This is a genomic window from Herbidospora mongoliensis, from assembly GCF_001570545.1.
In the GTDB taxonomy this organism is placed as follows: Bacteria; Actinomycetota; Actinomycetes; order Streptosporangiales; family Streptosporangiaceae; genus Herbidospora; species Herbidospora mongoliensis.
This window is the reverse complement of record NZ_BBXD01000016.1, coordinates 65536-77954: the sequence shown is the minus strand read 5'-3', so window position 1 is coordinate 77954 and position 12419 is coordinate 65536. Positions and strand designations below refer to the sequence as shown.

The following is a 12419-nucleotide window of genomic DNA, read 5'->3' as shown; positions in this document are numbered from 1 at the left end:
CATGCCCAAGGTCTCCCCCAAGGCCCGCCGCCTCTACGTGCGCGTCCCGTTGTGGGCCAACCTGCTCGGCGGCGCCCTCCTGGTCACCCAGGTGATCACGGGCATCTCCCTGGCCACCGCTTCCGACGAGGAGGTGGTCTCGGTCCTCGTACAGGAGCGGGAAACCCCGGTCCCCGCGACGCCGGAGCCGGTGGAGACCACCGCCACGCCAGAGCCCGAGGAGACTCCCAGCACCGGCCCGGAGGTCGACCGCATCCCCGAAGGGGAGGTCGTCAAGCTCCCGGCCTTCGACGGCAGGGGCTCGAAGGTGGTCGGCACCGTCCGCGACCGCAAGGCCCGCCTGCGGTTCGCCGAACTGGGCAGCCCGTGGGGGCCCGCGAAGGGCCAGCCCGACGGCCCCGTCTCCGACGGCGCCTACTCGATGCGCCAGACCTTCGTCACCGAGGAGTACGGCCCCGACCTCGACCGCGAGTGGTTCGCCGACGTCGACAGCCTGCGCCTGCCCAGCGAACTCGACGCGGGCGACAGCCTCTACGACGCCGCCGTCGCGCTGCTCGACAGCAAGCAGATCCGCAACTTCCCCGGCGGCACCACCGGCATCGACATCGCCTCACAGCCGATCAGGAACGGCTGGGTGGTGGCCCGCCAGATGCGCATGCCGCCCAGCGACGCCGGGCGCAAGGCCAACCTGGAACTGGCCGTCGCCGTCGCGATGGACACCGGCGCGGGCCGCCCGTCGGTCGTCTGGATCACCATCCCGGAGACGCACAAGCGCCTGTGGCCCGATATCGAGACGGTCGTCAGTTCGCTGCGCGTGCTCCCCTGAGGATCACCTGGGCCACCAGCTCGGGGTCGTCGGTCATCGGGATGTGCCCGCAGCCCGGCATCAGGTGCACCCGCTTCTGCGCCCACCGCCCGGCCCTGACGGCCTGCCGCCTGGGCAGCAGCCGGTCTTTCTCGCCCCAGGCGATCGTCACCGGCACCTTCGGCGGCGCGGGCGGCGGCATCCAGTAGAACGCGTCGAGCGTCTCGTAGAAGCCGGGCGCGTCTTTCAGCGCCTGCCAGCCGGAGTGGAGCGCCTCGTCGGACAGGCGTTCCGGATGGGCGACGACCAGCCCGAGGCCCGCCCGGTTGATCGGCCCCGCCCGCATCGCCTTGAGCACGCTGCGGAGCCAGAGCAGCTCGGTCCGCGACCAGAACCCGGCCGGGGAGATCGCGGTGGCCGTACGGCAGACCCCGCGCGAGGCCATGTCGAGGGCGAGGTAGCCACCCAGGGAGTTGCCGGCGACGTGGGGTTCGTCGATGCCGAGATCGCGCCAGAAGGCCTCGACGGCGTAGGCCAGCGATTCGGCGGTGGAGATCGTGCCCGGCGGCAGCGGCGGTGAGGCCCCGAACCCGGGCAGGTCGACGGCGATCACGTCATGATGCCTGGCCAGCAGGCCGATGACCGGCTGCCAGGCTTGCCAGTGGTGCCCGATCCCGTGCATCAGCACGAGCGGCGGGCCGGATCCCGAGCGGTGGTGCACCAGCTCCATGGCTCCGAGTCAAACACCGAAGCCGTGTGATCGCCAGTCAGCGACCGCCCACGGGGATCTCGAACCAGACGGCCTTCCCGTCGGGGGTGGGCCGGGAACCCCAGCGCCGGGCGAGCTGGTCGACCAGGTAAAGCCCTCGCCCGCCTTCGTCGTTCTCCCCGGCGCTGCGGATGCGGGGCAGCCGCAGGTCCTGGTCGAACACCTCGACCCAGATCGACTCGCCACCCCGGCGCAGCCGGAGCGTGAACTTCTTCTCGGGGTCGGCGGCGGCATTGAGCGCGGCGATGCCCTCACGCCCGAGGTCGAGATCGAGGTCGACCTCGAGATCGGGGAAGTCCCATGACTCGTCGAACGGCAGCGGCGGCCCGTCGAGCACTAGCTCGCGGCGCGGCGCGCTGGTGGACGCGGCGTGCAGCACGACGTTGGTGACCACCTCGGAGACGAGCAGGCAGGCCAGCTCACCCTTCTCCTCGGGGATGTTCCAGCGCTCGAAGGCGCTGCGGGCCATGCGGCGCGCCTCGCCGACCATGATCGGCTGAGCCGGGTAGTCGGACTCCTCGAACTCCAGCTCGCCACCACTGGACCGCACGACCAGGATCGCCATGTCGTCGTCGATCTCACCCGGGACGGCGGTGGTCGCGACGTCGGCGATGCGCTCGACCGGCTCGTCGGCGATCTTGGCGATCTCGTCGCACAGCATCCCGACGGCCTCGCTGATGCCGCGCGACGGCACCCCCGACTCACGCGTCGGACGCCGGTCGACCAGACCGTCGGTGTAGAGGAGCAGGGTCGCGCCCGGGGGCAGCACCCGCGTCTCCTCCTTGTAGACCAGGTCGGCGTGGACGCCGGTGGCCCGCACGCCCAGCGGCTTGCCGACGTCGCCGATGTCGAGCTCGGTGACCGAGCCGTCGACGATCAGCAGGGGCGGCGAGTGCCCGGCGTTGGCGAAGGACAGCTCGCGCGACCAGGCGTCGTAGACCATGTATTGGCAGGTGACGATCGGCGGGCTGGTGACGTCGACGCCGTAGTCGTCTTCTTCCGGCGAGGCCAGGATGCGGGTCCACTCGTCGAGACGGGCCAGGATGTCGGCCGGGGGCTTGTCGTCTTGGGCGAAGGCGCGCAGCGCGGCGCGGAGCTGGCCCATCACGGCGGCGGCCTTGGCGCCGCGGCCCTCGACGTCGCCGATCACGATGCCGACGCGACCGGCCGAGAGCGGGATCACGTCGTACCAGTCGCCGCCGACCTGGGTCTGGATGCCCTGGCCGTGGCTGGACAGCGGGGCGGCCGGGAGGTAGCGCACGGCGATCTCGAGCCCGTCGAGCTTGGGCAGGTCACGCGGCAGCAGGTGCTTCTGGAACGACTCGGCGGTGTGGCGCTCCTCTTCGAACAGGAGGGCGTTGTCGACGGCGATGGCGACCCGGGTGGCGATGGCCCCGACGAAGTCGCGGTCGAAGGCGTCGTAGTGGGGCGAGCGCCGGTCGGTCAGGTTGGACATCGACAGGTACATCAGCCCGAGGGCCTCGCCCCGGGCGAGCAGCGGCGCGACGATCGCGGAGGTGACCCCGATCTCACCGTCGACACGGGCCGCGCCCTCGCTGAGGGAGGGGTAGCTGACCTGGGAGAAGTCTTCGACCAGGATCGTCTCCTGGCGGCGCAGCGCGCTGTCGGCGTAGTGGCCGATGGGATAGCGGATCTCGGAGCCGACCGTCTTCCAGGAGTCGGCCGGGGGCTGCCAGCCGCCGACGTGGGTGGAGACCTTGCGGACCAGCCGCTCGCCCTCCATCAGCTCGATGAAGCAGTGGTCGGCGAACTGGGGCACGAGCATCTCGGCGACCCGGTTGAGGGTCTCCTCGACGTAGAGGGATCCGGCCAGCCGCTCGCCGATGCGCTCCAGCAGGCCGAAGCGGTCTTTCTCCCGCTCGTTGCTCTTCATCGCCTCGCGCGCGGTGATCACGATGCCCGTCACCGACCCGGAGGTATGCCGCATCGGCACGGCCTGCGCCCGCACGTAGATCAGCGTGCCGTCGTGGCGGACGACGTCGAAGGTGCCCTCCCACACGTTGCCCTTGAGCACGTGTTTGGCGAGCTCGACGCCCAGGGGATGATCGCGCTCCATGATGCTGATGGAGATCGTGTCATCACGCCCGTGGGCGTAGCCCGGACGGCCGAACAACTGCTCGGCGAAGGGGTTCCAGTAAAGGACGTTGCTGAACCTGTCGGTGACGACGACGGCCAATTCGGCCTGGTCGAGCACCGCGCCTGCGGAGAGGTGGTCAGTCGTGTCCTGCGACAGGTCCCCCCAACGCTTCATCCGACGACCACTCCTAGGAGAACAGAGCTGGACCCGAGGGGATCAGCGCTTGGAGACGAAAACGTGCGCGGCGACATCACGCGAGAGCTCCGCGAGGTTGTTGTCAGCCTGTTCGTCACCAGTCACCCGCACACCGTCGTCGCTCGCCGCGAGCGTCACCTCGCGTCCGGGTTGTATCCCAACTTGCTTGAGTTTAAGCATCACAGCGGGATCGCTTTGCACTTGTTCGCTAATTCGCCGCACGACAACGGGTATATCTCTGGGCCCCGCGATGTCGACCATAGGCGAGACCGGCTCAATTTCCGTCAATCCGGACGCGCCGAGCTCTTCCAGCCCGGGGATGGGGTTCCCGTGCGGGCAGACGGTCGGGTTGCCGAGGAGGGCCACGAGGCGGACCTCGACCTGCTCCGACATCACGTGTTCCCAGCGGCACGCCTCGATGTGGACGTCTTCCCACGGCATGCCGATCACCTGGGTCAGCAGGCACTCGGCCAGACGGTGCTTGCGCATGACGCGGATGGCCTGCTTGCGGCCGGCCTCGCTCAGCGTGAGGTGGCGGTCACCCTCCACCTTGACGAGCCCGTCGCGCTCCATGCGGGCGACGGTCTGGCTGACGGTGGGACCGCTCTGCTGCAGCCTTTCGGCGATCCGGGCGCGCAGCGGGACGATCCCTTCCTCTTCGAGCTCGAAGATCGTGCGGAGATACATCTCCGTCGTGTCGATCAGGCCGTGTGCGGTCAACGGTCATCCTCCCCGGTCCTGTTCGAATGCTACGACCCACAAGCGCGTTCCCGCCGACCTTACTGGTCCTGGAAAGCACCTTGGGCAACAGCGGGAGGACCGAAAAGCTTCCGGCCCGCCGGCCCTCGCCTGAACCGCTTCAGGAACCCACCCGGTAGTTCCGGAAGGACTTGACGGAAAGACCCACGGCGAACACCGTCACCGCGCAGAGCAATCCGCCCCCGACCCACGCCGGGACCAGCCCGAACGTCGAAGCGGTGGCGCCCGCCCGCAGGTCGCCCAGGCGAGGGCCGCCGGCCACCACGACGAAGAAGACGCCCTGGAGACGTCCGCGCATCTCGTCCGGAGCGTACGTCTGCAGGATGGTCTGCCGCCAGACCGCCGAGACCAGATCGGCGAAACCGCCCACCGCGAGCAGGGCGACGCACAGCCACAAGGGCTCGGCCAGGCCCGCCAGAGCGACGCTGAGGCCCCACAGGGCGATCACTACGGTGAGGGCCACCCCCTGGCGGCGTACGCGGCCCACCCAGCCGGAGAAGACGCCGCCGACCACCGAGCCGAGGGCGATCGAGGCCGACAGCCAGCCGAAGGCGAGCGCCGAGCCGTCGAACCGTTCTGCGGCCATCTGGGGGTACAGCGCCCTGGGCAGCGCGAAGGCCATCGCCACGATGTCGACCGCGAAGCTCATCAGCACGATCGGGCTGGTCATGATGTAGCGCAGGCCGTCGGCCACGGCCTTCGGGCCGGGGGCGGTCACCTCGCCGAGGGGTTCCAGGGTGGGGAGGCGATAGGTGGCGTACAGAGTGGTGGTGAACAGGACGGCGTCGATGGCGTAGGCGACGGAGAAGTCGGTGGTGGCCAGGATCACGCCGCCGAGCAGCGGGCCGAGCACCGAGCCGAGGCTGGAGAACAGGAAGCTCAGCGTGTTGGCGGCCGGCACCAGGTCGCGCGGGACCAGCCTCGGCACGATGGCCTGCCGGGTCGGCGAACTGACCGCGAAGCCGCTCGACTGCACGAACACCGCGACCATGATCACCCAGATGTTCCGGGCGGTGAGCGCGTTGATCAGCAGGGCGGCCGTGGCGATCCAGGTGATCACGGAGCTGATCAGCAGCAGTCTGCGCCGGTCCATGGCGTCGGCCACCGCGCCGCCCCACAGGCCGAAGACCACCAGCGGGACGAGGGCGACCGGGCCCATCATCCCGACCCAGAACGACGACTTGGTGATCGAGTAGATCTCGGCCGCGACGGCGACACCGGTGAGCTGGAACCCGATGAACCCGATGGCCTGCCCGGTCAGGAGCCTGCGGTAGGCCGGGATCGCCACCGGCCGGATGTCGGCGAAGTGCCGTTCGAGTGCCGCCCTCACCTTGCTCACGGGGGGACACCCTACTCATGGGGGAAATATCACCAATTTCGGGGTATGCCCTGGTGACAGGCCCGCCCTCGTGGGTGGGACGGATCCTCCCGCCCCCGACCGACGATTCCGCCGGCGCCGTCCACAGCCTGTGGACAACGTCAGGGCGCCAGGCGCTCGACGAGCCAGCCCTCCCCCGTCCGGCGGTAGCGCAGCCGGTCGTGCATCCGGTCTCCCCGCCCCTGCCAGAACTCGACCTCGCCGGGAACCACCACGTAACCGCCCCAGAAATCGGGCACCGGCGGATCTTCCGGCCATCGCTCCGCGAGTTCCCGGTAGCGGTTCTCCAGCTCTTCTCTACTGCGGACGACCGCCGACTGTCGCGACGCCCAGGCGCCGATGCGGGAGCCGTACGGACGGCTGCGGTAATAGGCCGCCGTGTCGTCGCGGGAGATCCGGTAGACGCGGCCCTCCACGCGAACCTGACGGCTCATGGCATGCCACGGGAAGACGAGGGCAGCACGGGGATTCTCGGCTATGTCGCGGCCCTTGCGGGACTCGTAGTTGGTGAAGAACGTGAAACCTTGCTCGTCGGCGCCTTTCAGCAGAACTGTCCGGGCTGAGGGTCTTCCCCCGGCCGACCCCGTCGCGAGCACCATGGCGTTGGGTTCGGGAACGTTCGCCCGCGCCGCGTCGTCGAACCAGACGGCGAACTGCGTCATCGGATCGTCGGCCACGTCGAGCAGGGGCTCACCCTGATAGTTGCGCCGGAGCCCGGCGAGGTGCGATGCGCTGTCCACGAAACGGTATTCTTGCGCGCTTGACAGACGTCAGACACACCAGCCCTAACCAGGGACGACGGCGTTTGGGAGGTACCGGAGGCGACCCGCCACAACCCTGGGGGTTAAATTGACCCGCCGGTATCTCGACATCAAGGCTTTGGACTTCACAAGAAGAGGGAGGCGGCCGGGAATGTCCGACTTCAAACCCGGGCTCGAAGGCGTCGTAGCTTTCGAGACGGAGATCGCGGAACCGGACAAAGAAGGGGGCGCCCTGCGGTATCGGGGCATCGACATCGAAGAACTCGTGGGCCGCGTCCCCTTTGGGAACGTGTGGGGCCTGCTGGTCGACAACGAGTTTTTGCCGGGGCTGCCCCCGGCTGAGCCGTACCCCGTTCCAGTCCACAGCGGTGACATCCGGGTCGACGTCCAGAGCGCTCTCGCCATGCTGGCGCCGGCTCTCGGCTTCCGCCCGCTGCTCGACATCTCCGACACGCAGGCCCGCGACGACCTCGCGCGCGCGTCGGTGACCGCACTTTCGTTCGTGGCCCAGTCGGCCCGCGGCCTCGGCCAGCCGATGGTTCCGCAGGCTCAGGTCGACCAGGCCGAGAGCATCGTCGAGCGGTTCATGATCCGCTGGCGCGGTGAGCCCGATCCCAAGCACGTCAAGGCCATCGACGCCTACTGGACCTCGGCCGCCGAGCACGGCATGAACGCCTCCACGTTCACCGCCCGCGTCATCGCCTCCACGGGCGCCGACGTGGCCGCGTCGCTCTCGGGTGCCGTCGGCGCCATGTCGGGTCCGCTGCACGGCGGGGCTCCGGCCCGCGTGCTGCACATGATCGAAGGCGTGGAGAAGCTCGGTGACGCACGCAAGTGGGTGCAGAACGAGCTCGACTCGGGTCAGCGCCTGATGGGCTTCGGACACCGCGTCTACCGGGCCGAGGACCCGCGGGCGCGAGTCCTTCGCCGAACCGCCAAGGAGCTGGGCGCGCCCCGCTACGAGGTCGCGGCCGCACTTGAGACGGCCGCGCTCGAAGAGCTGCACGCCCGCAAGCCCGACCGGGTGCTCGCGACCAACGTCGAATACTGGGCGGCGGTGATCCTCGACTTCGCCGAGGTGCCCTCTTCGATGTTCACCTCGATGTTCACCTGCGCCCGCACCGCCGGGTGGGCGGCGCACATCCTGGAGCAGAAGCGCACGGGCAGGCTCGTCCGCCCCAGCGCCACCTACACCGGGCCGGCGTCGCGTTCGCTCAGCGAAGTGCCGGGCAACTCCGAGATCGTCCCCGTCTGAGGTTCCCATGTGAGGCTCGCGTCCCCCCGGGGGCGCGGGCCTTTCGCATTCTTTGTACGAGCCCATTCCACGGTGGGAGCGGCGCTTCCGCATCTCAACCACTGGACCGCGTCAGAGACTGATTCGTGACCTCACTAATGTTGGTCTCGTGGCTGACATCGTGATCCCCAATGACATCAAGCCCGCCGACGGCCGCTTCGGCTGTGGGCCCTCCAAGGTCCGCGGCGAGCAGCTCGCCGCCCTGGCGGACTCCGGAGCGGCCCTCATGGGCACCTCCCACCGGCAGAAGCCGGTCAAGAACCTGGTGGGCCGGGTCCGTTCGGGCCTGTCCGACCTGTTCTCGCTGCCGGAGGGCTACCAGGTCGTCCTGGGCAACGGCGGCACCACGGCTTTCTGGGACATCGCTTCCTTCGGCCTGATCCGCGAGAAGTCGCAGCACCTGCACTTCGGTGAGTTCTCCTCGAAGTTCGGCACGGTCGTCAAGAAGGCGCCGTGGCTGGGCGACCCGTCGGTGATCAAGTCCGATCCGGGCACCCACCCGCTGCCGGTCGCCGAAGAGGGCGTCGACGCCTACGCGCTCACCCACAACGAGACCTCGACCGGCGTCGCGATGCCGATCAACCGGGTCGGCTCCGAGGGTCAGCTCGTGCTGGTCGACGCGACCTCGGGCGCGGGCGGCCTGCCGGTCGACGTGTCCCAGACCGACGTCTACTACTTCGCGCCGCAGAAGAGCTTCGCCTCCGACGGCGGGCTGTGGATCGGCCTGTTCTCCCCGGCCGCGCTCGCGCGGGTCGACGAGATCGCGGCGTCCGGGCGGTTCATTCCGGAGTTCTTCAGCCTTCCGGTGGCGGTCGACAACTCGTCCAAGGACCAGACGTACAACACCCCGGCGGTGGCCACGCTGTTCCTGCTGGCCGACCAGCTCGACTGGATGAACGGCAACGGCGGCCTCGCCTGGACGACCGCGCGCACGGCCGACTCGGCCGCCCGGCTCTACCAGTGGGCCGAGAAGACGTCGTACACGAGCCCGTTCGTGGCCGACCCGGCGCAGCGCTCCAACGTCGTCGGCACGATCGACTTCGACGACAGCGTCGACGCCGCCAAGGTCGCGGCGACGCTGCGGGCCAACGGCATCGTCGACACCGAGCCCTACCGCAAGCTCGGCCGCAACCAGCTGCGCGTCGCGATGTTCCCGGCGATCGACCCGTCCGACGTCGAGGCGCTGACGGTCTGCATCGACTACGTGGTCGAGCGTCTCTAGTCAGTCGACCGTAGGCGGCGGAACCCAGCCGGGCGGCTGCTCCACCGGAGCCCGCCCGGCCCGCCGCGCCAGTTCGTCGAGCAGTCGCAGGGCGTCGTCGAGGTCGACGCTCTGCGCGAACCTGCTGAGCACCGGAGAGCGGTCAGGACTCTCCGCGAGTGCGGTCAGCATCAGCTCGGTCAGGTGTTCCTCGCGCGATTTGGTGGCGCCGTAGCGGAAGGCCTTGCGTTCCGCCGTCCGGAACAGCAGTCGTTTGCGGACCAGCCGTTCGGCGACCGTCTGAATGGTCGTGTACGCCCACGGCTTCTCGGCCCGCGCGTTCAGCAGGGCCTGCACTTCGCGGATGAGCAGCGACTCCTTGGCGTCCCAGAGAACGTCCATGATCGCGCGCTCTAGGGGCCCCAGGTTCACGAAATCGATTCTGTCAGGATTTCCGCAGCTCGCGCCATGCGCACAGTGATCCGATCGTGTCTATTCGATGGTGGCGGGCGAGACTCGTGTCACGGCCGACTTCCTGCGCCGCAGCACCCACGCGGCCAACACACCGCCGATCAACCCGAACAGGTGACCCTGCCACGAGATGCCCTCCTCGCCGGGCACCGCGCCCAGGAGGATCGACCAGTAGAGCCCGGCGACGATCACCCCGAGCACGATGTCGAGCAGCCGGAAGTCGAACAGGCCACGCGCGACGACGTAGCCGAAGTAGCCGAAGACCAGGCCGCTGGCCCCCACTGTGAGCGTGCCGGGCGCACTGACCACCCACACGCCCAGGCCGCTGACCACGATGATGATCAGGCTGGCGCCCAGGAACTTCCCGATGCCTCTGACCGCGGCCAGGAAGCCGAGGATGAGCAGGGGCAACGAGTTGGCCATCAGGTGGGGGAAGCCGGAGTGCAGGAAGGGTGCGGCGAAAATGCCGGGCAGGCTGTCGAGTTGGTGGGCGTGGATGCCGTAGTCGTCGAGGTAGCCGTCACCGACGTAGTCGACGACCTCCACGGCCCACATCAGGCAGACGAGGAGAAGAACCAGCAGTCCGGCTCCGAAGGCCCCGGCGAGCAGGCCGTGGACCTTCTGCCGGGTGGTGGGGGGAATGCCGTCGCTCATACGCCCACGGTACGCAGTTCTCGCCATGAACGGGCAGTTCCCCCCACGTGGTCGATCATTCCCGGATCATTCGCCTCTCCAGACGGGCGCCCGCTTCTCGGCGAAGGCGGCGGCGCCCTCCATGGCGTCCTTGGAGCCGAAGATCGGATCCATCACCTCCGACTGGCGGGCGAACATCTCCTCCAGCGGCCAGTCGACCGACTCGACGACGATCTTCTTGGTGCCGGCCAGCGACAGCGGCGCGTTCTGCGCGATCTTCCCGGCCAGCTCCTTGGCGGCCGCCAGCGACTCGCCCTCGGCGACGACCCGGTTGACCAGGCCCAGCTCGTAGAGGCGCTGGGCGGAGTAGAAGTCGCCGGTCAGGGCGATCTCCATGGCGACGTGGTAGGGAATGCGGCGCGGCAGCCGCATCACGCCGCCCGCGCCGGCGATCAGGCCGCGCTTGGGCTCGGGCAGCCCGAACTTGGCCGACTCGGCGGCCACGATCAGGTCGCACGACAGGGCCAGCTCGAACCCGCCCGCCAGGGCGTAGCCCTCGACGGCGGCGATCAGCGGCTTCTTCGGCGGCGACTCGGCCAGGCCGGCGAACCCCCGGCCCGGGACGAACGGCATGTCGCCGGTCAGGAACCCCTTCAGATCCATGCCGGCGCAGAAGGTGCCGCCCGCGCCGGCCAGGACCAGGACCGACACGTCGGAGCGGGCGTCGAGTTCGTCGACGGCCGCCGCGATGCCCTGGGCGACCGCGCCGTTGACCGCGTTCTTCGCCTTCGGGCGGTTGATCGTCATGACGGCGACGTTGCCGTCGATCTCGACCAGAACCTCTTCGGACATTGCTGTCTCCCCTACTTGGGCTGGAAGCGGATGCCGCCGTCGAAGCGGATGACTTCGCCGTTCATGTAGTCGTTCTCGATCAGCGAGCGGACCAGGTGGGCGAACTCGGCGGCGGTGCCCATGCGCTTCGGGAACGGCACCGGCGAGGCCAGGTGGGCCTTGAAGGCCTCGGACTCGGGCCCGCTGCCGTAGATCGGGGTGTCGATGATGCCGGGGGCGATCGTCAGCACCCGCACCCCGATCGCGGCCAGGTCGCGGGCCGCCGGGAGGGTCATGCCGATGATGCCGCCCTTGGAGGCCGAGTAGGCGACCTGCCCGGTCTGCCCCTCGATGCCCGCCACCGAGGCGGTGTTGATCACCACGCCGCGCGCGTTGTCGGCGTCGGCGGGCTCGGTCTTCGCCATCGCCGCCGCGCCGATGCGCATGAGGTTGAAGGTCCCGATCAGGTTGACGTCGATCACCTTCCGGTACGACGCCAGATCGTGCGGCGAGCCGTCGCGGGCCACCGTCCGGGAGGCCCAGCCGATGCCGGCGCTGTTGACCACGGCCCGCAGGGGCTTGCCCAGGGCGACCGCGGCGTCGACGGCGGCCTGCACCGAGGCCTCGTCGGAGACGTCCGTGCGGACGAAGATTCCGCCCAGTTCGTCGGCCAGGGCCTTGCCGCGCTCCTCGTTGAGGTCGGCGATGACGACGGTCGCACCGATCTTGGCCAGTTCACGGGCGGTGCCCTCGCCCAGCCCGCTCGCACCGCCGGAGATGATCGCTACACAGTTCCTCAGGTCCATACGCGGACCCTAACCAAAGAACCGAATGAAGTTCTACTCGGGGTGACCCAAAATCGCGGTGTCGACGTCGGGATAGACCTTGATCCGCCGGTCGAGCCCGGTCGTCCGGAGAATTCGCGCCACCGGAGCCTGCGGCGCGGCGAGCGTCACCCCGCCGCCCTCGCTCGTGGCCAGCCGCCACGCCTCGATGAGCACGCTCAGGCCGCTGGAGTCCATGAACGACAGGGCCGTCAGGTCGAGGACCAGCACGGCGCCGTCCTGTTTGATCGCGTCGCGCACCTCATCACGCAGGAAGGGGGCGGTGAACAGGTCGAGTTCACCCTCGACGGCCACCACCACGGCACCGGAGAGCGATCTCCGGGCGAGCCGCAGTTTCATTGTCGAACCTCCTCCGCGAGGCCCACTTTACTGGTGCATC

The 12419-nt window shown here is 69.2% G+C and carries 13 protein-coding genes; 3 read left to right on the top strand and 10 right to left on the bottom strand.

Translation table 11 applies throughout. The annotated features are described in order from the left end of the window. The first annotated feature begins 1 nt into the window (after position 1). Positions 2-826: a hypothetical protein gene (locus AW272_RS23115; RefSeq protein WP_066368865.1), complete on the top strand. Its 825-nt coding sequence runs from the start codon at positions 2-4 to the stop codon at positions 824-826. On the opposite strand, the gene AW272_RS23110 is transcribed toward AW272_RS23115, so the two are convergent. The 5 genes from AW272_RS23110 to pdxH form a co-directional block, all read right to left on the bottom strand. After that, entirely contained in the window at positions 801-1535 is a 735-nt protein-coding gene (locus AW272_RS23110) for an alpha/beta fold hydrolase (RefSeq protein ID WP_066368863.1), read from the bottom strand. The genes AW272_RS23115 and AW272_RS23110 overlap by 26 nt on opposite strands. A 37-nt stretch (positions 1536-1572) precedes the next feature. Beyond that, entirely contained in the window at positions 1573-3846 is a 2274-nt protein-coding gene (locus tag AW272_RS23105) for an ATP-binding SpoIIE family protein phosphatase (RefSeq protein ID WP_066368861.1), read from the bottom strand. A gap of 42 nt (positions 3847-3888) precedes the next feature. After that, positions 3889-4587, bottom strand: coding sequence for an iron-dependent transcriptional repressor DtxR (locus tag AW272_RS23100; protein ID WP_066368860.1), 699 nt, complete (start codon positions 4585-4587; stop codon positions 3889-3891). 139 nt (positions 4588-4726) lie between these two features. Further along, positions 4727-5965 (bottom strand): MFS transporter, encoded by a 1239-nt coding sequence (locus AW272_RS23095; protein WP_066368857.1) that lies wholly within the window; start codon positions 5963-5965, stop codon positions 4727-4729. Positions 5966-6105: 140 nt separating this feature from the next. Continuing rightward, positions 6106-6744, bottom strand: a complete 639-nt coding sequence (gene pdxH / locus AW272_RS23090) for a pyridoxamine 5'-phosphate oxidase (protein WP_066368854.1) — start codon at positions 6742-6744, stop codon at positions 6106-6108. A 172-nt stretch (positions 6745-6916) separates the two neighbouring features. Here pdxH and AW272_RS23085 point away from each other — a divergent pair, with 172 nt between their 5' ends. Both AW272_RS23085 and serC read left to right on the top strand, forming a co-directional pair. Continuing rightward, positions 6917-8020: a citrate synthase 2 gene (locus AW272_RS23085; protein WP_066368851.1), complete on the top strand. Its 1104-nt coding sequence runs from the start codon at positions 6917-6919 to the stop codon at positions 8018-8020. Between the two features lie 148 nt (positions 8021-8168). Continuing rightward, on the top strand, positions 8169-9281 hold the full coding sequence (gene serC / locus AW272_RS23080) for a phosphoserine transaminase (protein ID WP_066368850.1): 1113 nt from the start codon (positions 8169-8171) through the stop codon (positions 9279-9281). Here the strand turns inward: serC and AW272_RS23075 are convergent, their stop codons facing one another. The 5 genes from AW272_RS23075 to AW272_RS23055 form a co-directional block, all read right to left on the bottom strand. Continuing rightward, positions 9282-9692: a BlaI/MecI/CopY family transcriptional regulator gene (locus AW272_RS23075; protein ID WP_275527311.1), complete on the bottom strand. Its 411-nt coding sequence runs from the start codon at positions 9690-9692 to the stop codon at positions 9282-9284. 60 nt (positions 9693-9752) lie between these two features. Continuing rightward, on the bottom strand, positions 9753-10385 hold the full coding sequence (locus AW272_RS23070; protein WP_083958587.1) for a rhomboid family intramembrane serine protease: 633 nt from the start codon (positions 10383-10385) through the stop codon (positions 9753-9755). A 66-nt stretch (positions 10386-10451) separates the two neighbouring features. Next, the gene (locus AW272_RS23065; protein WP_066368840.1) at positions 10452-11216 is read right to left on the bottom strand and encodes a crotonase/enoyl-CoA hydratase family protein; all 765 of its coding nucleotides are present in this window, start codon (positions 11214-11216) and stop codon (positions 10452-10454) included. An 11-nt stretch (positions 11217-11227) separates the two neighbouring features. After that, positions 11228-12001, bottom strand: a complete 774-nt coding sequence (locus AW272_RS23060; protein ID WP_066368838.1) for an SDR family NAD(P)-dependent oxidoreductase — start codon at positions 11999-12001, stop codon at positions 11228-11230. A gap of 33 nt (positions 12002-12034) precedes the next feature. Then, positions 12035-12379: an STAS domain-containing protein gene (locus tag AW272_RS23055; RefSeq protein WP_066368837.1), complete on the bottom strand. Its 345-nt coding sequence runs from the start codon at positions 12377-12379 to the stop codon at positions 12035-12037. Between the last annotated feature and the right edge of the window lie 40 nt (positions 12380-12419).